Annotated in this window: 19 protein-coding genes; 6 read left to right on the top strand and 13 right to left on the bottom strand. The window is 34.2% G+C overall.

Annotated elements, in window-relative coordinates:
- Positions 1 to 8 precede the first annotated feature (8 nt).
- Positions 9 to 1,175 (top strand): iron-containing alcohol dehydrogenase, encoded by a 1,167-nt coding sequence (locus tag OF897_RS10635; RefSeq protein WP_267265664.1) that lies wholly within the window; start codon positions 9 to 11, stop codon positions 1,173 to 1,175.
- A 55-nt stretch (positions 1,176 to 1,230) separates the two neighbouring features.
- Here OF897_RS10635 and OF897_RS10630 read toward each other — a convergent pair whose 3' ends face one another.
- Positions 1,231 to 1,617, bottom strand: coding sequence for a hypothetical protein (locus tag OF897_RS10630; protein WP_267265663.1), 387 nt, complete (start codon positions 1,615 to 1,617; stop codon positions 1,231 to 1,233).
- Between the two features lie 151 nt (positions 1,618 to 1,768).
- Between OF897_RS10630 and OF897_RS10625 the strand changes: the two genes are divergently transcribed.
- On the top strand, positions 1,769 to 2,011 hold the full coding sequence (locus tag OF897_RS10625) for a hypothetical protein (RefSeq protein WP_267265662.1): 243 nt from the start codon (positions 1,769 to 1,771) through the stop codon (positions 2,009 to 2,011).
- An 87-nt stretch (positions 2,012 to 2,098) separates the two neighbouring features.
- On the opposite strand, the gene bglX is transcribed toward OF897_RS10625, so the two are convergent.
- From bglX to OF897_RS10600, 5 genes are all read right to left on the bottom strand, one after another.
- A complete protein-coding gene (gene bglX / locus OF897_RS10620) occupies positions 2,099 to 4,426 on the bottom strand; it encodes a beta-glucosidase BglX (protein ID WP_267265661.1) in 2,328 nt (775 codons plus the stop codon).
- 48 nt (positions 4,427 to 4,474) lie between these two features.
- On the bottom strand, positions 4,475 to 5,176 hold the full coding sequence (locus OF897_RS10615; protein WP_267265660.1) for a carboxylesterase family protein: 702 nt from the start codon (positions 5,174 to 5,176) through the stop codon (positions 4,475 to 4,477).
- A 209-nt stretch (positions 5,177 to 5,385) separates the two neighbouring features.
- On the bottom strand, positions 5,386 to 6,774 hold the full coding sequence (locus OF897_RS10610; protein WP_267265659.1) for a glucoamylase family protein: 1,389 nt from the start codon (positions 6,772 to 6,774) through the stop codon (positions 5,386 to 5,388).
- A 71-nt stretch (positions 6,775 to 6,845) separates the two neighbouring features.
- Positions 6,846 to 8,267 carry a RagB/SusD family nutrient uptake outer membrane protein gene (locus OF897_RS10605; protein ID WP_267265658.1) on the bottom strand — a complete coding sequence of 474 codons (1,422 nt, stop codon included), beginning with the start codon at positions 8,265 to 8,267 and terminating at the stop codon, positions 6,846 to 6,848.
- A 10-nt stretch (positions 8,268 to 8,277) separates the two neighbouring features.
- Positions 8,278 to 11,100, bottom strand: coding sequence for a SusC/RagA family TonB-linked outer membrane protein (locus OF897_RS10600; RefSeq protein WP_267265657.1), 2,823 nt, complete (start codon positions 11,098 to 11,100; stop codon positions 8,278 to 8,280).
- A gap of 442 nt (positions 11,101 to 11,542) precedes the next feature.
- On the opposite strand from OF897_RS10600, the gene OF897_RS10595 reads away from it, so the two are divergent.
- Both OF897_RS10595 and OF897_RS10590 read left to right on the top strand, forming a co-directional pair.
- Positions 11,543 to 12,220: a DUF4197 family protein gene (locus OF897_RS10595; RefSeq protein ID WP_267265656.1), complete on the top strand. Its 678-nt coding sequence runs from the start codon at positions 11,543 to 11,545 to the stop codon at positions 12,218 to 12,220.
- Between the two features lie 39 nt (positions 12,221 to 12,259).
- A complete protein-coding gene (locus OF897_RS10590; RefSeq protein ID WP_267265655.1) occupies positions 12,260 to 12,565 on the top strand; it encodes a DUF493 family protein in 306 nt (101 codons plus the stop codon).
- 81 nt (positions 12,566 to 12,646) lie between these two features.
- On the opposite strand, the gene OF897_RS10585 is transcribed toward OF897_RS10590, so the two are convergent.
- From OF897_RS10585 to OF897_RS10560, 6 genes are all read right to left on the bottom strand, one after another.
- The gene (locus OF897_RS10585; RefSeq protein ID WP_267265654.1) at positions 12,647 to 12,997 is read right to left on the bottom strand and encodes an ArsC/Spx/MgsR family protein; all 351 of its coding nucleotides are present in this window, start codon (positions 12,995 to 12,997) and stop codon (positions 12,647 to 12,649) included.
- A gap of 76 nt (positions 12,998 to 13,073) precedes the next feature.
- Positions 13,074 to 13,688: a deoxynucleoside kinase gene (locus tag OF897_RS10580; RefSeq protein ID WP_267265653.1), complete on the bottom strand. Its 615-nt coding sequence runs from the start codon at positions 13,686 to 13,688 to the stop codon at positions 13,074 to 13,076.
- A gap of 33 nt (positions 13,689 to 13,721) precedes the next feature.
- Positions 13,722 to 14,627: a hypothetical protein gene (locus OF897_RS10575; RefSeq protein ID WP_267265652.1), complete on the bottom strand. Its 906-nt coding sequence runs from the start codon at positions 14,625 to 14,627 to the stop codon at positions 13,722 to 13,724.
- Between the two features lie 91 nt (positions 14,628 to 14,718).
- Entirely contained in the window at positions 14,719 to 15,741 is a 1,023-nt protein-coding gene (locus OF897_RS10570) for a glutaminyl-peptide cyclotransferase (protein WP_267265651.1), read from the bottom strand.
- A 106-nt stretch (positions 15,742 to 15,847) separates the two neighbouring features.
- Positions 15,848 to 17,458 carry a Na+/H+ antiporter gene (locus tag OF897_RS10565; RefSeq protein WP_267265650.1) on the bottom strand — a complete coding sequence of 537 codons (1,611 nt, stop codon included), beginning with the start codon at positions 17,456 to 17,458 and terminating at the stop codon, positions 15,848 to 15,850.
- A 100-nt stretch (positions 17,459 to 17,558) separates the two neighbouring features.
- Positions 17,559 to 18,230: a DUF2490 domain-containing protein gene (locus tag OF897_RS10560; RefSeq protein WP_267265649.1), complete on the bottom strand. Its 672-nt coding sequence runs from the start codon at positions 18,228 to 18,230 to the stop codon at positions 17,559 to 17,561.
- Between the two features lie 221 nt (positions 18,231 to 18,451).
- Between OF897_RS10560 and OF897_RS10555 the strand changes: the two genes are divergently transcribed.
- A complete protein-coding gene (locus OF897_RS10555) occupies positions 18,452 to 18,964 on the top strand; it encodes a hypothetical protein (protein ID WP_267265648.1) in 513 nt (170 codons plus the stop codon).
- Between the two features lie 190 nt (positions 18,965 to 19,154).
- On the opposite strand, the gene OF897_RS10550 is transcribed toward OF897_RS10555, so the two are convergent.
- Positions 19,155 to 19,535 carry a helix-turn-helix domain-containing protein gene (locus OF897_RS10550; protein WP_267265647.1) on the bottom strand — a complete coding sequence of 127 codons (381 nt, stop codon included), beginning with the start codon at positions 19,533 to 19,535 and terminating at the stop codon, positions 19,155 to 19,157.
- A 138-nt stretch (positions 19,536 to 19,673) separates the two neighbouring features.
- On the opposite strand from OF897_RS10550, the gene OF897_RS10545 reads away from it, so the two are divergent.
- Positions 19,674 to 20,243 (top strand): hypothetical protein (locus tag OF897_RS10545; protein ID WP_267265646.1); only part of this gene is annotated, 570 nt, incomplete at its 3' end.

Here is a 20,243-nt window from a genome sequence, read left to right as displayed (position 1 = left end):
AGATTAAAATGAGCAAATTATTTATTGCAGGAGAAGTTTTCCATGGAGCAGGAACTCTTTCTGAATTGGCAAATATCAAAGGGACAAAAGCGGTAATCGTAACAGGCGGAAGTTCGATGAGAAAAAGCGGAACGCTGGATAAAGCGGTTGCTTACCTTACAGAAGCTGGAATCGAAACTCAGATTTTCGAAGGTGTGGAAGAAGACCCGTCATCTGCAACTTGTATGAAAGGTGCTGAAGTGATTCAGAATTTTCAGCCAGATTGGATTATCGGCTTAGGTGGTTGTTCAGCGATTGATGCAGCAAAAATTATGTGGGTTTTTTATGAATATCCAGATGCTGATTTTGATGCAATGATTAAACCTTTCACAGTGCCAGTTTTAAGAAACAAAGCGAAATTTATCGCAATTCCTTCTACAAGCGGAACAGGAACTGAAACAACTGGTCTTGCGGTAATTACAGACAGAGAAAAAGGAGTAAAGTATCCTATAGTTTCTTACGAATTAACTCCTGATGTTGCAATCATTGATGGTGAAATCTGTGCATCAATGCCGGCTCACGTTACTGCAAACACAGGCCTTGATGTGTTGACTCACTGTGTTGAAGCTTACGTTTCTAATATCGACAACAATATCGCAGATGCACTTTCTAAAGGAGGATTGGAACTGGTTTTTGATAACTTGAAAGAAGTGGTAGAAAATCCAAATAACATTGCGGCACGTCAGAATATGCATGATGCTTCTTTTATGGGAGGTTTGGCATTTAATAATGCTTGGTTAGGAATTGTACACTCTTTATCTCACCAAGTTGGTGCTTTGTACGGAATTCCTCATGGTGCTTCTAATGCGATTTTCTTACCGAATGTAATCCGTTTTAATGCTCAGGCAACTGAACGTTATACAGAATTGGCAAAAGTTATCGGTAAAGAAACAACTGAAGAATTGGCCCAGGCTATCGAAAATCTTCGTTTGGAAATCAACAATCAGTCTTCTATCAAAGAATTTGGAATTTCGAGAGAAGATTGGGATAAAAACCTCGATTATATTGCAAACAACGCTTTAATAGATCCTTGTACAGGTTTCAATCCGAGAGTTCCTACTTTAGATGAATTGAAAGCGATTTACAATGCTTGTTATGAAGGTTTAATTTATGCTGAAGAAGTTGTTCTTGGATAAATTTGGATTATTTTAGATAAAAACAGGAAGTCAATGCTGGCTTCCTGTTTTTGTTTTATTGATAAATGACGATATTATCTTTCTTTAATTGATAACCTGTCTTTTTGTAAGGAACTAAAATATAGTTTCCGTTTTTCCAGGCTTTGCCTTTTCCAAGTCTTGTTAAAATTAAACTTCCTTTATTTTGTTCCGGAAGGAAAATCTCTGCTTTCTTCATGTCTTTGCTAAAAATAACAGCAGTCATCGAGGTTGAGCTTCCTTTCGGTTTCACTTCATTGAGCTTAATTTTCTGTTCGAAAACTCTTACACAATCATTTTTGATTTGTGAATAGGTGTAACCTGCAGAGCCGATACAGCCGTGAGCATCTTTATCTCCACCCACTTTTTGAGCAATCGTAAAAGTAGAAAGGAACATTACTGATAATAAAAATATTTTTTTCATATTTAATTTTTGATTAGAGTAAATTTCGTAAAAAGTATTCAAAAAAATACAATTAGATATTTAATTTAAACATTGTTTCGAAATATCAGACAATTGATTCGAAGACAGAAAAAATCAGTACAAAACAAACCTCAACCACTTAGTTGTCTCAATGAAGCATTTCGTTACGACAATCAAATTGTTATTTGACTCAATCAACCACTTCGAAAGAGTAATCAAGTACTTCGAACAAACAGTCAACCATTTCGAAATGCTGATCAAGGAGTTCGAACAGCCAATCAAGGAGTTCGAAGAAGCAATCAACTACTTCGAAGAGGCAATCAACCAGTTCGAAGAGGCAATCAAGTACAATTTGTTATTTTCCAACAACTTACAGACCTTTCATCAATTGTAAAATCAGACGCAAGTTATTATTCATCATTTATCACCCATAAAAAAGCCACTCTTTCGAATGGCTTATATAATCATTTATTTGAACATCTTATTTCGTCCAGTTGATTTTTGAATGTTTCACTTCTTCAGAATTGGTACCGATCATGATATCAAAATCTCCCGCTTCCCAATCGTATTTCAAATCTCCGTTGTAGAATTTCAATTGCTCAGGAGTGATGTCAAAAGTAACCTTTTTAGATTCACCTTTTTTAAGCATTACTTTTTGGAAACCTTTTAATTCTTTTACCGGTCTTGTAATCGTTCCAACTAAATCTCTGATGTAAAGCTGAACTACTTCTGCCCCATCATAATTTCCTGAATTCGTTACGGTAACCGAAGCCTGAACCGTCTGATTTCCTTTCGGGTTTGCGTTAGAAACCGTCACATCAGAATAATTGAATTTAGAATAACTCAAACCGTAACCAAATGGATACAACGGTGTATTACACTCATCCATATAGTTTGAACGGAATCTTTGGTATTCACATTTATCCGTCAGTTCCTGACTTAATGGTCGACCTGTATTTTTAGCATTGTAATAAATCGGAATCTGCCCTAAACTTCTTGGAAAAGTCATCGGAAGTTTTCCTGAAGGATTTACTTTTCCGAAAAGAACATCAGCAATTGCATTTCCGGCTTCTGAACCTGGGAACCATGCATTTAAAATAGCATCCGGTGTATCTTTCACATTCGTTAAAGCTAATGGACGACCTGTAAACAGTACCAATGCGATAGGCTTTCCTGTCTTTTTTAATTCATTTAATAAATCAACCTGAGATTGAGGAATTGTAATTTCAGTTCTTGAAGAAGATTCCCCACTCATTTCGGCAGATTCTCCGATAGCTAAAACAATAACGTCTGCTTTGTTCGCAACATCCACAGCCTCTTTTAATAAAGCTTCTTTTGAACGGTTATCTCTGTCGGTTTTTTTACCGTGAGCTGCGTAAATATCTTCTAATTTTGCATCGTAATCAATGTTTGCTCCTTTTGCAGAAAGGAATTTTACCTCTTTCCCATAATTAGCCTGAAGACCTTGCATCAAGTTAACAGAAACTGCGTGTTTTGTAGCTACGCTCCATGTTCCTGCCATATTCATTGAGTTGTTAACCAATGGACCAATCACCGCAACAGTTCCTGATTTTTTCAATGGTAAAATCTGATTTTCATTTTTCATCAAAACCATTGATTGAGCAGCAGCCGTTCTCGCAATATTACGGTTTTCCATGCTATAAACTTCTTTTGCAGCAAGTTTTGCATCTCCATGTTTGTAAGGATTGTCAAACAAACCTAAATCATATTTTGCTTCAAGAATTCTTCTCGCTGCCATATCAATTTCAGCCTGCGTCACTTTTCCTTCAGATAAAGATTTTTTTAATGTTGTTAAAAAACCTTCACCTACCATATCCATATCAACACCCGCTTTTAATGCTAAAGCAGAAACTTGTTGAAGATCTCCCATTCCGTGATCAACCATTTCGTTGATCCCTGTATAATCTGTAACTACAAAACCTTTGAATTTCCATTGATTTCTCAACACTTCAGTTTGTAACCATCTGTTTCCTGTCGCCGGAACACCGTCAACCTCGTTAAAAGACGCCATCACTGAAGCTACACCTGCATCAACCGCTGCTTTGTAAGGTGGGAAATATTCGTTGAACATTCTTACGTGGCTCATGTCAACAGTATTGTAATCTCTACCCGCTTCGCCGGCTCCGTATAATGCGAAATGCTTAACACAAGCTAAAATATTCGTTCCGTTCGCCAAGTCTTTTCCCTGATAACCGTACACCATATTTTTAGAAATTTCACTTCCTAAATACGGATCTTCACCAGATCCTTCAGAAACTCGTCCCCATCTTGGTTCGCGGGAAATATCTACCATTGGCGAGAACGTCCAGTTGATTCCATCTGCTGCTGCTTCTTTTGCTGCAACTCTTGCTGACTGCTGAACCAAATTCATATCCCAAGAAGCTGCTAAACCTAATGGAATCGGGAAAGTTGTTTCGTAACCGTGAATCACATCCATTCCGAAAATCATTGGAATTTTCAGACGGCTATTTTCTACCGCAACTTTTTGTACTGCTTTGATTTTATCAGCTCCTTTTATATTGAAAAGTCCGCCAACTAAACCTTGTTCAACTTTTTTTCCGATGTCTGAACTTTTCGCAAGACCTGTGGTAAAATCTCCTGAACTAGGTAAATTCAATTGTCCGATTTTCTCGTCTAGGGTCATTTTAGCCAAAAGAGCATCAACAAAAGCTTTCTTCTTTGATTGGTATTGAGCGGTCTGGTAAGACTGAACCGGCTTTGTTACCATTTCCTGCGCCGAAAACATTGGAGCAAGGGCTAATGTGGCAATTACAATTAACTTTTTCATAAATCTATCTTCTTTTAATTATATTTTCTTTTTTGTTTTTTTAATTATTTATTTTCTTTTAGACAATATCCATTCATACAACTTAGGATTTGAATAAGTGGAATCCCATGAATTGTGATTATCATTAGGAAAAATTGTTAATTCAGCTTTTGTATTTACCGGATGTAGAGCCTGATAAAAATTAAGTGCATTTTCAGGTAAAACAACATCGTCCATTCCACCGTGGAAAATTTTCATGTTCAAATTCTTGTATTGATGTATATTCGCATACATTACACGATCTGTAGGAGCACAAACTGAGACTACAGCTGCAAACATTTCAGGATGTTCCATAGCCAGTTTTAATGTTCCCCAACCTCCCATAGAAAGTCCGGTAAGATAAATTCTGGAGGCATCAATTTTATATTTTGACTGAATTTCTTTAATTAAATTATAAACTGTTTCTGTATCCCACCACATATTTTCAGGACATTGTGGAGCTAAAATCGCAACAGGTTCTTTTATTAAATTTTTGTAAGTAAACGGACTATGCGCTTTTACAATCTCTAAATTAGTTCCTCTTTCTCCTGAACCGTGTAAAAAAACGATGAGAGGGACATTTCCCTTTGCATTTTGAGGATAATCCAAAATGTAGGAAATTTTTTCCTGTCTTTTTACTTCTTTGTTTAATTCTGCTTTGACTTCCTGAGCATTCATACTCAATGATAATGGAAGAAGTAAAAGTGGAAGGTATTTTAGTTTTAAACTCATATTTCTTTAGGTTTTGGCTAAAGCCGTTTGATTTTATTTTTTTATAAACGGACTAAAGTCCGTTCCTATTGATAACAATTCTATTTTGAAGAATTTTAATTAGCCCCGATAGAAGCGGCATCCTTTTTTGTTGCAGACGCATCCCGAAACTTCGGGATGCGTCTGTGACAAAAAAGATACAGCGGATAGCGGGATTAAGCTCCTAAAAACTATTTAATGTTATATTTTTCTGATTTGAAGCTCAATTTCTTTAATCCCTGTTGGATTTCCGGGGCATTCATGAATAATTTCCATAAAAATCCAGTGCGGTAATTTTCAATCATTGGAGCAATTGTTCCCTGATCTATTGCTAAATATCTTGGCGTAGTCCAATTGTTATAATTGATTGAAGTTGCATCGTAAGGTCCTGCAGAACCGATGAATTCTGGTTTTTGAGTATAAATAAATCTCAGGAAATCCATAGATTCTTTCGGTGTATACGGGAAACTGCTCAAAGCCGCCGTTGGAGTGATCACTCCATGATCGTTTTGTGGAAAATGGGCATCGTAACCAACGCTTCCATCTTTATTTCTGGAATAACCTGCGGTTAATCCCCAATAATTTGGTCCGTAACCTTTCCAACCTTTTGGATTTTCGACGCAATATTTATAGTCAATTAAGACTTGATTTTTATTTAAATCAAAGTAGTTATTGATTAATTTATCTGATAAATTTGTCGGGTCTAAACCAATGTATGAATATTGAGTCCAAAATAAAGGACCACCATATTCTTCTGCTCCATTGTGTTTTACATACATTGGAAGTCCGTATTTTTCTTTGTCTGAAATGTAGGTTCCGTTTCTTGTCCAGCCTTTGTAATAGGTTTCAGCATCGATTGAATATGTGGGTGAAGAAGCTGCTAAAATATAAGTAATTAAACATTCGTTATAGCCCTGCAGAGGAAAATTCATTTCCCACTGATATTCCGGTGACCAATGCCAATACAGAACTTTTTCACCTCCTTTTGTGTACCAATTCCACTGAATACCTTTCCAAAGTTCGTCACATTTTTTTGCTAGAGCTTTTTCTTCGGCATTTCCATTTTTGAAATATTCGCGAACCTGAATTATTCCTGTTGTTAGAAAAGCGGTTTCTACTAAATCTCCACCATTATCTTTCTTTCCAAAAGGAACCGTTTTTCCGGTTTCTCCATTAATCCAATGTGACCAGGCACCTTTGTGTCGATCAGCCTTTGCAAGGAAATCCATCATTGTAGTCAATCTTTTTACCGCATCTTTTCGTGGAATAAAACCTCTTTCAACTCCGACTAAAATTGTTGCTAAACCAAATCCTGATCCACCTGTAGTGACTACATGTTTATCATTATCCGGATAGATATTGTCTTCGTGATAGCGTTCTCTTCCCAACATTGAGTTTGGCTCTGCATAATCCCAAAAGTACTTTAGAGCATCTTTCTGAACTTTGTTCATCAGCTGTTCATTTGCAATATTAGATTTTACAACTGACTTTTGAGAAGATTCTTGTTTTGAAACTTGAGAATTTTTGCACGAGACAATAAGTAATGATATCGCTGCGATTGAAAGTATTATCCTTTTCATTATATCATTTTTTAAACTTAAATACTAAAAGAAGAGGAGAACTTTCATTCTCCTCTAAATATATTTGATTATTAATAACCAGGGTTCTGCGTTAAAATACCTTTACTATCTGTAATTGCTCTTAAAGGTATTGGAAACAATTCATTTTTACCGGTCTGAAATCCTAATGGACCAAGGAAAGTACCAGCTTGACCTGTTCTTACTAAATCTGGAAATCTATCATTTTCCATTGCCAATTCAACCCTTCTCTCTTGCCAAATTGCAGTTCTAAGAGTAGACTGATTAGTTGCAGTTGTATTCGCAAGCTGAGCTCTATTTCTTACTAAGTTGATATTTGTAATCGCAACCGCAGTATTTCCTAACTCATTTGCCGCCTCGGCATTGATTAAAAGAATGTCTGCAAATCTCAAGATTCTTATGTTTTGAATAGATCCATATCCGCACGCATTATTGTTAAGTGATGAAGGGACGTAAGTTTTATAATTCCAAGTGTTACCTGCTTGTGGATCTCCTTTTTTGATAAGATCACCTTCCGGTGTAGTTTGACCTTCTCTAAGAATGGTAAATTGTTTTCTGATATCACCAGGTTCAAATGCATTCTCTAATGCTTGAGTTGGTGTAAAGAAACCCCATCCGTACTGATTTCTTACCCCTTGAACTTCTGCATACTGACTCCCACCAAATTCTGGAGAACAACCACAATTAACTTCGAAAACTGACTCAGTTCCAAATTCACCTGCTGGTCTAAATAAGTGATTAAAACTAGGATCTAAAGAATATCCCATTCCTTTTACTTGATTTGAAACGTCATAAGCTTTTTGGTAGTCTTTCATATAAAGATAAACTTTTGAAAGTAATCCCAGAGCACCACCCTTTGTGACTCTTCCTTCCTGACCTGCAGGATATGTTTGCGGTAAAATTGCAGATGCTTCAGTTAAATCCTTTACAATAAATGCATATACCTCTGCAGCAGTATTTCTTGGTTTATTAATATAATCAGTTTGTATCCCATCAAAAATAGGAACGCCACCATATATTCTTACCAAATTAAAATAGAAATAAGCTCTCAACATTTTAGCTTCAGCAACCAATCTGGTTTTAAGAGCTGTATCCATAGGAATGTTCGGAACATTGGTAATAACCTGGTTTGTTCTTTGAACAGCTTGCCATTGACCAGTCCAGTATCCATTAACTCCGTCATCACTTGTTGTAAAAGAAAAATTATTATACGCATTGATAAAAGATGCATCACCAGGATTTGATCCTTTTTCAACGTCATCTCCAGTTACTCCAAACACATATTGTGCAGGAAAACCAGAATTTTCCCAACTTCTTAGGAAGCTGTATATAGCATTCGTCGCTTTCATAGCATCAGCTTCTGTTTTAAAGAAGTCCTCTGCTACTACTACTCCTTCCGGCTTGATATCAACAAAATCATCATTACAGCTAACAAATAATGAAAGTATTGAGATTGTTAAAAATATTTTTTTCATGACTTTTTAATTAAAATGTTAAGTTCATACCCATTGTATAAATAGCAGAAATTGGATAAATATTATTATCAATACCCATTTGTACTCTATCAGAATTCATAATTTCAGGAGAGAATCCGTTATATTTGAAAATTGTTAATGGGTTTTGTGCACTTAGATATATTCTCAGTTTTTTAACTGATAAAGATTGAGCAATTGACGAAGGTAAATTATATCCTATCTGAATATTTCTGATTCTAAAATAGCTACCATCTTCTACATAAAAGCTACTAGGTAAAATAATAGATTGGTTTGAAGTAATCATAGAATTGGTGTTGGAAGTACCTGCACCCGTCCATCTGTTATTATACATATCAAGATCCCAACTTTCATTACCATAACGTTGCTCACGGTTATAATTATAAATTTTATTACCAAATACACCTTGGAAATCTATTCCAAAATCAATTGAATGAACCGCCAAGTTTATTCCAAATCCATAAGTTCCTTTGGGGATGGGGCTACCTAGGAAAGTTTTATCTCTTGTATCAATTACTCCATTTCCATCAAGATCTGCAAACTTAAACCATCCTGCCTTTGCTCCGTTCTGCCCAGATGCAGCCGCTTCAGCATCAGTTTGGAACACGCCTGCAACTTCGTATCCATAGTAAGAACCAACAGCTTGCCCAGCTTGCAATCTTACAATTGAATTACCGAATAAACTAGCTCCTGTTTCTAAGAATGAATCTTGATAAACGTTTGTGATCTCATTTTTAAGAGTTGTGAAGTTACCATAAACTCCAAGTTTAACATTTTCACTAAGATTTGCATTATAATTTACAGATACTTCAAAACCTTTATTTTTAAAAGAGTAAGCATTAGTGATAAAATCATATGGATTACTAGCTCCGGAAATCGTGGCTTGATTAACTCCGTAAACTATATCTTTTGATTCTTTGTTATAATAAGTTCCCTCAACTTTTAATTTATTATTTAAAAATGCCATCTCAACACCAAAATCTGAACCTGTTGTTGTTTCCCAACCAATTGACGAATCAATCACTCTGTCAACCGTTCCTGCCGGATATCCAGTATTACCATAGTATGCACCTCCACCAATATTAGTTACAATCTGAGAAAAGTCTCTTTTAACTCTCGGGTTACCTAATTTACCCCAACTTGCTCTCAATTTCAACAAATCAAAAACATTCTGCTCACTCATAAAACCTTCTTTAGAAACTACCCAACCAATACTTACGGCTGGAAAAGTTTTATATCTGTCTGTTGATATTTGCGAACTTGCATCTCTACGTACAGAAGCATTTAAAAGATATTTACCTTCATAATCATAATTGATTCTTCCAAAGAAAGATTCAATTCTTTGTTGATCTTGTGTAGCTGCAGGTCTACCATCTTGAACCGCTGCTGCAGTATCGTGATAATTAAATATATCAGTACCATTGAAAATATTTAAAGAACCATTGGTCCCGTCATAGTTTACATTTTTAGCAATCCATACATCTTCTGATCTGGAATCTCTAATTCTGGAAAAACCAGCTAACAATTCTAAATTATGATTTCCGAAATCTTTTTTCCAATTAATAGTGTTGTCCCAAACATAGTTTCTATTACGAACATTCCTTGTAATAAGGTTCGAAAGAGTTGCATTTGGAGTATATGTAATTGCAGGCGTATATTCGTATTGGCTTGGACTATAGTTATCAGTTGTGTAACTACTTCTAAAAGTAAAATCTTTTAAAAACTTAATATCAATAAAAACGTTATTAAGCATTCTGTCCTGTCTTATCTGTGATCTGTAAAGATCTAATTGTGCTCTTGGATTTGCAATAGAATAGCCGTTGAAAAACTGATAACTTCCTGTTGCAGGATTCATAGGTCCAAATAATGGTGGAGAATTACGTGCATTTAACAAAGGATTATTTGCAACGTCAGTTCTTGTTTTTGAGTAAGAGAAATTATTTCCAATTGTAATGTTATCTGTAATTTTATAACTTAAATTCAATTTTGTATTGAATCTATTAAAACCACTTCCTGAATTAACTCCTTGCCCCGCAGCCAAATTACCATCATCCTGCAGATACCCAACACTACCATAATAATTCAATTTACCAAGACTTCCTGAAGCAGAGAAATCATTTGAATTTATAATGCTGGTGCGGAAAATTTCCTCGAACCAGTTGGTATCAGCTGGGAAATTTGCTCTACTGATAGATCCTGCAGAAGAACCATTGTCATTCATTAATTTTTCATTGTACAATTCAACGTATTGATCTGCATTTACCATTTTAGGAATATTGGTTACCTTCTTAATACCTAAATAAGAATTAACATTAAAAACAGGTTTTCCTTTTCCACTCTTAGTTTTGATGATTACAGCTCCATTTGCAGCTTTAGCTCCAAAAATTGCCAAACTTGAAGGATCTTTCAAAACACTCATCGATTCGATATCCTGAGGATTAAGGAAAGAAATATCTTCCGTTAACATTCCATCAACAATGAAAACAGTGTTACCAGACAAAGATCCAACCCCTCTAATATCTACCCGAGGAGATCCACCTGGTGTACCAGATGTCACAATATTTACCCCAGCCAATTTTCCTTGCACTGAGTTTAGTGGGTTTGCATTTGGTTTATCTGCTAAATCTTTAGCCGTAACCAAACCAATACTTCCTGTAACGTTTTCTTTTTTCTGTGCTCCATACCCAATCATCACAACCTCCTCAATCTTTTGCTCTTTTGGCAAAGTGTCTTGAGGAGTAACTTGTCCATTGACATTCATACCGAAGTATAAAACAGCAATAAGACAAGAATACTTTAAATTAGTTTGTTTCATATAGTTTAATTTTATCTTGTACAATCAAAGTCGGTAAGATTTTTATAATCAAATCTTAAAATCTCTTTTTCTCAAAAGAAGACATTAATCAAAAATAGAAAAAATATTGAATCTTGTTAAAATTAGTTAAAAAAATTTCTATAAATGGTTTAATTTTAATTATTTGTTAAGAAACACACATATTCAGTTAACTTATCATTAAAATTAACCTTAATTTTTGATAATTCCATACGTTTAAAAATACCATTTTCTCATTTTGAAGCAATAAATTTCTCCAAAAATTGCAGTCAACTGCTAGTTTTGAAGGTTTAGAGAAAAAAATGTTTCAATTTGGTATAGAATTAGTGAATTACTCAATTTATTCTTTGTCATTCGAAAAGTGTTGTTGCAAACCACAGAAGTAATTACCTTTGACAAAGTTTAGAAAGAATAAAAAATTATAATGAAAAAATATATTATCGCAGCAGCTATCATTTTAGGAACTGGTGCAATTATCAATACGACGATGCAATCTTGCACTTCTTTAGCTACATCAGATTTAGGTTTAGCAGTTATAAAGAGAGTATTGCTTGGCGGAATTAACAAAGGAGCAAATATTTATGGAAACAAAGAAGCTTTCCTTCAAAATAATTTGGTAGATAAAGCTTTACCTAAAGAACTTCGTGATATCAATACCACTTTGGAGAAAATTGCCCCCTCAATTGTTACAAAAGAGAGAGAATATATTGCTGAAGCAGCTGTTTATACGGTAAACATTTCGAAACCTATTTTAGAAACTGCGGTTAACAGTTTGAATGCTCAAGACGTTACGAGAATTATTCAAGGGGAAAAAGGAACGGCTACTTTGATTTTAAGAGAAAAAACTCAGACACAGCTTGTCGCAGCGATTGCGCCAAGAGTTGAGCAGGAACTTAATAAATACGGAATTGTAAAAACAATTAATACAGCATTATCGGGAACTAATCTTTTGGGAAGCTTATTAGGAGGTAACAAAACAAGTGTAAATGCAGGTGGATTGAGTACTTTAGCTTCAGAACAACTTGTTAACGGGATGTTCAATATTATTGAAGATCACGAAAAGCAAAACTCTGCGTCTTTGCTCGCTCCGTTTGGAAAATAAGACGAATTTCATTATATTTATATATTATTAAGGAAGAAAATGGAAATATTACAAGGAAATGAAAATGCAAATCCTGAAGAATTTTACAAATCATTAAAGGAAAAACTGGAAGGTCATCACGATTTTCCGGAAGATTATTTATTCAAATTTATCATTCCTACTGATGAGGCAAAACTGACGGAAATTTATAAAGTATTCGACGGTATAAAATTTACAATGGGAAACCGCGAAAGTAAAAACGGAAAATACACAGCCTGCAATATAAACGCTTTTGTTTTAGATGCGGATCAGGTGGTTCGTATTTATCAGGAAGTCGCAAGAATAGAAAACGTTATTTTGCTTTAAGCAAAAATAAATTGCAAATAAAAAAAGGTTAGTTTTAAAACTAACCTTTTCTATTTTTATATAAATCTGACTTTTTCAGAACTATTTTTCGATAAAAAATTTCACATTTTCAATTGGCCTTCCCAACATTGCAACAGAGCCTTTAATTAAAATCGGTCTTTGAATTAATGAAGGATTTTCTGATAAAATCTGCAACCACTCTTCTTCAGAATGATCTTTTCCTGCATAATTTTCAAGATATAATTTCTCTTCTTTTCTGATGATATGAAATACGCTTTGATTAAGCTTTTTCAGTAAAGTTTTCAATTCTAAAACACTTAAAGGTTCTTCAACAATATTGATAATTTCGAACGGAACACCATTTTCGTCCAAATATTCCAAAACAGCATTAGATTTTGAACAATTTCCGTTATGAAGAACTTTTACCAGCATTTTGATTTGATTTTTAAAGATTGAATGTATTATTTGGTAAACAAATTTAGAACCAAATATTATGTTAATCTAAAAATTAAAATAATCCGTTTAATTCTGTTTCAATCTTCTCTAAAATTAAACCGAAATCTTCAGGTTTTTCAACAAAATCAAGGTCGTCAACTTCAATAATCAGTAATTTCCCTTCAGTGTAATTGGTAATCCACTTTTCGTATTTTTTATTCAATTTAGAAAGATATTCTATACTGATTGTCGCTTCATATTCACGACCTCTTTTGTAGATTTTCTTTACTAAATTAGGAACATCAGATTTAAGATAAATTAATAAATCGGGCGCAGAAACAAAGGTTTTCATCAAATCAAAAAGTGAAGCGTAGTTTTTGAAATCTCTGTCTGAAAGGAGTTTCATATCATTCAGGTTTTCAGCAAAAATATGAGCATCTTCATAGATTGTACGATCCTGAATAATATTTTTCCCACTCTCTCTGATCTCTTTTACCTGACGAAATCTGCTTCCCAAGAAATAAATCTGCAAAGCAAAACTCCATTTGCTCATATCTGCATAAAAGTCTTCCAGATACGGGTTGTGATCTACATCTTCAAACTGTGCATCCCAATTGTAATGTTTTGCAAGCATTCTGGTTAACGTCGTTTTTCCTGCTCCAATATTTCCTGTAACTGCAATGTGCATATTCTGTCTCTTTATTTTTGAAATGATTTAAATCTAAAAACCCAAGTCTTCAATTTCATCCATCAATTTGATAATATCTGATTTCTCAGACTTTTCAACTTCCAGTTTTTCGATGGATTCTTCGAGTTCTTTTTTCTGCTTTTCAGCTTCTTTATTTTTTTTAATATCAGCGATATTTTCAAGGCTGTAAAGATAGAGTTTGTTGCCTTTCACTTCAAAATATGCGAGCGAATTTTTATCCACAATCTGAGCATCGGGATCTTCAAAAATTTTGGCTAATTCTTTCTCCGGAATGTATTTAAAAATAGTATTTTTTGCGATAATTAAAATAACTTCATTCTCTCTTCTGAAACGTTTTCCGTTTTCTACAGGAGCCTCAAAGAGTTTTTCAAACTTTAAATTGTAAACTCTGAATTGCGTTTTAGTTAAAATATATACTTTATTTTCGAAAACCAAAAGATCAATTAAATCATCAAAGTTGGCATCAAATGGAAACGAATTTATTGTTGTGTCGTTTCTGAAATTATACTGAAGAAGACGTTTTGTACTTTCATCTAATAACCAAATCTGCTGCAGATCTTCCGCATAAGCATGTCTTATAAAGGTGAATTTCTGTCTGAAATCAAGTTTCTGAATTTCATTAAGATTCTGATCTACAAATTTCATTTCCTGAGCATTTTCCGAAAAAAGCGCAACACTTAAAGGATTTTGAACTCCCTGAACCCGAAAAGGAACGGTAAACATCATTTTCCCCAACTGTTTTCCTAAAGAATCGTATTTCGTAAAACTGAAATCTTTGTTCCGATATAAATAGAGATTTCCATAATCATCTGCAAACATATCTTTCGTTTCCTTTAGTTTTAAAGAATCAAAAGGAAGAGCTTTCTGCGCCGAAACAGTACAGAAAAAAAGAAAGAAAAAAAATGAGAATATTTTCAAAAAATCTATTTTAACAACATAGCGCTCCCGAAGGAACGCCACCAATTTACATCTTTATTTTATTAAGTAAGAAATTGCTTTCAGTTTTTAACTATTTAATAGCAACTTCGTAAATTTTTGACCAGTTTTTTCCGGTTACCAACATATTATCTCCTTTGAAAGCGATTCCGTTTAATACATCATCACTTCCTTTTGTATTTTGTTTGGTAAGATCTGTAAAATCAAATTTCCCTACAACCTCTCCGTTAGCAGGATTTATTTTTAGAATAATTGGTTTCTGCCAAACATTTGCATAGATAAAACCTTTATAATATTCCAATTCGTTTAATTGGTCATATACTGAAGTATTTCCAGCAACAGAAATATATTTTACCATTTTTGAAGGATCTTTTACATCTAAAAAGTAAAGATTTTTTGTACCGTCTGAAGCGATAAGATTTTTACCATCATACGTTAAACCCCAACCTTTTACCATCATATCCGGATAAGCAAATTCTGAAACTAAGCTTAACGTATTTTTATCGTAAACAAATCCTTTTTTGTTTTCCCAAGTCAACTGATACACTTTATCTCCAGCAATTGTACTTCCCTCAGAAAAAACATCATCTGACTGTTTTGTTTCTTTAATAGGAGTAGTTTCTCCAAGTTTGTAGGTAATTAACCTTGATGAACCGTATTGGCCTTCACTTTCATAGATTGTATTTCCCTCAATTTGAAAACCCTGTACGAAATTTTTCGGATCATGTGGATATTCTGCAACAATTTCGTAATTTAAATTTTGCTCCGGAGCTTTGCTGTACACATTAATTGTTGCGTCCTGATACAGATTTTCGCCACTTTTAGTTTTAATATTAAAAGTAATTGCATTATCTCCCAACATAAAATATTTAGGATCAACTATAAGACTTTTAGATTCTTTTTCACCAAAACTTATTGTAATACTTTCTGCATTATCTAAAACCTCTTTCGGAAGATCTAGTTTGTCACCAAAATGATAACCTGCAGTTTCCATTGATGAATTATAATCAGCTAAAGAAGTCAATATTTTATCGTCATTTTTACAAGACATTACCAAAAGTAAAGCTGCAAAACCTACAATTATTTTATTTTTCATTTTTTATTTCTAAAATTTCCCCAAAAATAGCAAATTTTATTCCTCTCTGCTAATCTGTCGCAGGTCTATTACACTGATTTAACTAAAATTGACATTTTTGAGTATTTTAATGAGCAAAACCTGTAATTTTAGCTTCATCAAAATCCAGCTGCATTTCAATGGTTCTCATCACATGATCATCGAATATTTTCTCACGTTTCATTTTGTGAAGTTCATTTCTCTGAGCCTGAATAACCTGTCTTAAAACATCTTTATTTTCGTTCATTGCTGCAGCATAATCTACGGTTGAGCCCATACATTGTGCTTTATCCGCAATCAGTTTCATTTCATTTTCCAGCTTATAAATTTGATGTCTTACGAGACTGTTGTTTTCAGACAATTCTGAAAAATCTGAAGTTAGCTTTTGAAGTGCAGTTTCTTTTAATTTTTTCATTAAAATTGCCTCCTGTTTTTCTTCCGGAAGATCGCTTCCTGCATCATCAATTTTAAGGAATTTTAGGATCGGAGACAGCAATAATCCTTGTCCGACTAACGTAATCAGAATAATCACAAAAGTCACAAATAAAATAATATTTCTGTGCGGAAACGCTTCTCCCGGACTTATGTAAACAGGAATTGAAAGTGCAGCCGCTAAAGAAACCACTCCTCTCATTGCCGCAAAACTTATAATAAATGGTTCTTTCCAATCGGGTTTTGGGTTTTCTTCCCGAACTTTTTTGGATAAAAGCCTTGGAACATACACAATCGCGTAACTATATGCTAATCGTGTAAAAATAATAGCTCCTCCAATGACAATACTGTATAAAATACCTTCTGAAATCGTATAATCTTTCATTGCAGCAACCACAATTGGTAATTCAAGACCTATTAAAATGAAAATAATAGTATTCATAAGGAAAATAAGAACGCTCCAAACATTACCAGACTGAATTCTTGAAGTATGACTTAGATAACAATGCGAATTATAAGACATTAATAAACCTCCTGCAACGACTGCCAAAACTCCGGAAAAATGAAAATGTTCTGCTGCAACATACATTACATAAGGAACAATTAAAGTAATAACGGTATCAATATTAGAATTGGAAGGAATTAATCTTAAAAATTTCCCGAAAACCAAGCCAGCCCCAATTCCCACTGCAACACCACCAATCGCCATTGTAAAGAAATCTGTCACCGCTTCACGGAAGATAAACTGTCCTGAAATTACAGCTGCCAAAGCAAATTTAAATACAATTAAACTTGAAGCATCATTAATTAAACTTTCACCTTCTAAGATGGTTGTAATCTTTTTAGGAATTTTCATGTTTTTTAAAACAGAAGTCGCTGCAACTGCATCCGGAGGAGAATTTACACCACCCAAAAGAAATCCCATTGCAACCGTTAATCCCGGAATAATGGATGAAGAAAGATAAGCTACAACAATTGACGTTAAGAAAACCAATCCGAATGCCATCGAGAAAATCTGTTTTCTCCATTTATGAAAATCCTGCCAAGAAGTAAACCACGCTGCTTCAAATAAAATAGGCGGAAGAAATATAAGAAATACCAAATCTGGCTCAATTTCTATTTGCGGCATTCCCGGAATGAAGCTTACGAGCAAGCCTGCAATCACAAGAAAAATCGGGTAAGCTACTTTGAGCTTCTGCCCTACCATCACCAAAATCATCACCGATAAAAGTACAGCGATGGAAATAATTACGTAATCGTGAATCATGGTTGTGATTATTTAGTTGTTAAAAAAAAGTATTGTTTTTTTGAGTTTTGAAAACTCTATAAATTCTGTTTTTAAAGACCGAATCAAAGTCTTTTTTACTTTAATTTCTCGTAGGAATATTGTTGTAAAAACCAATTTGTATTTGTCCGCGGTTTTTATTTTCCTGAAGCTGATTCATATAACCTGCTTCAATTCTCATATTTTTATTGATCACAAATCCTAAAGCTCCGTAAACCCGGTTTCTGTCGAAAACCGGACTATCAAGATTCAAAAAAATCTCATTATAAGCCGAAACATATAAGGTTTTTGGCAACATTTCCTTATTATTAATCGGAATATTCAACCCTAATAAATAACGAAACCTCATCCTGAAATCATCCTGTAAAAAACGCTCTTCCAAACGATAACGATGCTGTAAATTGAATCTTCCAAACTTCTGTTTTGTAATAAATTGCTGGAAAATACGATGTTCAATATTCTCAGTTTTTTCACCTTTTATATAAGGTTGGCTTAGAATAAAACCATACCCCAACAAAACATTATTGTTATTTTCAGTCAAATCATATCCTATTCCGGTGCGGATTAATAATTGCTCTAAATCTCCGATTCCATCAAAATTACGATATTGGATTTCATTATGGAAATTTAATTTTTTGCTGATTTTATTATTTCCAAAATACATATACCAAGCTCCAAGATCATTTTCCTGAGCAAATGAAAGGAAACTTCCAAGACATAAAACAGAAACAGTTAGCTTTTTAAAAAATTTCATTCTTATTTAAATTAATTTATATTAACTATCGTAATTAACAAAATTAATATTAAAAATCTATATAACAATAATATCACATTACCACTATTTAACATAATAAATTAAATGAAAACAATACTAAAACGCAAAAAAGCAAACAATTATATAAATTTTAAACAAATAATTATACATATCCAAAAATATATTAATTTAGTTCTTGCAAATTATTTAAAAAAATTATTATGGCATTTGACAATTTAATCAGTCTTACTTTTTCTGAAAACGAACTTACTAACATCGATCAGGCAATTCAAGCCATCGAAGCAGTACTTCAGGGCAAGACAATCAATCTTACTCCCGACCAAAGACAGCAGTATGGCAGAATAGCCGAGCAAAATAAGCTTTTTGTAAACAAAGCAAAGGGTTATATGGAGCAATACCCGCAGCATGTACCTGGGTTTTTAGATAAAACAGAATTTGACAATGATTTTTCTGCAAGACAGCAGATAGAAAACAGACTTCAAAGGCTAAGCTCTCTTACCGAGCAGCTTTCTGATACTAAGGTGTTGCTGGATCACGACAATTACCACAATGCTATTACATTCTACAGAAACGTGAAGTTTCTTTCGGGTGAAAACGTACCGGGAACCAATGTGATCTATGATGACATGAAACAGTTTTTCAGTTCATCTATATCATCCTCTTCTTCAAGCACCACAACACCGCCTGCAAACGGTAATCAACCGGCATCATAAGCGGCTGCAGGCATTTTATAAATACCCAAATAGGGTTACATAAAATACCAATACCCCCTTCATGAAGGGGGTATTGGTATTTATCGTAGTAGGTGAAAACCCTTTATATATGGTATAAAGATACTCTAAGCAAGGCTACAACCACATCGACTAAAGCCTGACCACTTCAAGACATTCTTCACTTATTTCATTATTTGTTTTTAAGCAGACTTTCTATAAGCTTGCTTTGAGCTTCTATAAGTTTTGTAATCTGCTCCTGATTTTTGAGAATGCTTTCCGTAAGCTCAGGAGACTGAATATTAAAAACTGGATTATACTGATTAACAGCAGCTACAGCATGGTCACTAAATTCGTTATTTGACATAATATTGCTCGTTGAATCATTCAACAATTCATTAATATCAACTTCCAGTTCTTTAGCCATTTTATTTAATAAAAGAGAATTGGGAATGGTTTTGTCCGATTCGATGTTGGAAATTGTTCCCTGAGTAACATCCAAACGCAGAGCCAGATCATCCTGAGACCACCCTTTTACTTCCCTGTACTTACGTACTTTACCTCCTATTTTCATTTCATTAAAATTTTAATCAAAAATATTAAAATATTAATGATACCGGCAAGAAAAATCTTTTAGTTTTGCTAAAAACAATCACATAGTAGTGATTGAAAAATAATTTATATATTTAATCCCTAAAACTAACACAATAGTATGAAGAAAAATCTATTTCTCAGGCTCTGCCTGATCCTTTTGGTCGCCGTTACTGCTTACTCCTGCAGAACCGAAGACTTACACAACGAAGAAGCGCAACAACAAACCCAACTGCGGCTTACTTCCCAAAGAATTTCACTAAGTGAAGCCAAGCACAGAAGCCAGCTTTTGCCCAATCTTGAAAAGGCAGAAACAGCGATAGAGAAGAAACAGCTCAATGTGCAAGGTAAATTGGTAAACATCGGAAACGGAATTACCATAGATACCGATGATGTAATCTACATAGAAAACGGACCCGATTTTCACACCTACACCTTCAGCGTAATCAGAGATAATGCATCTGCCAATGCACCGGTAGAAAATGTTCTGATGACTCCCAATACAGACGGAAGCTACAGGGTTTTTCATATCGTTCTCAATCTTACGGAAGCAGACAAAGCCAAAATTGGCAACAGAGAATTTGTAGATTTTAAAAACAAAGAGCAGGTGACAGAGCTTGCCAATATGGATTTGTCGTCTCTTTCGCAAAGAACATCCTGTACACCGGAATACTATTCTTACCCGATACCG

This window comes from Chryseobacterium formosum, from assembly GCF_026460885.1.
GTDB lineage: Bacteria > Bacteroidota > Bacteroidia > Flavobacteriales > Weeksellaceae > Chryseobacterium > Chryseobacterium formosus.
The sequence above is the reverse complement of the archived record's forward strand: the minus strand, read 5'-3'. Positions and strand labels throughout refer to the sequence as shown.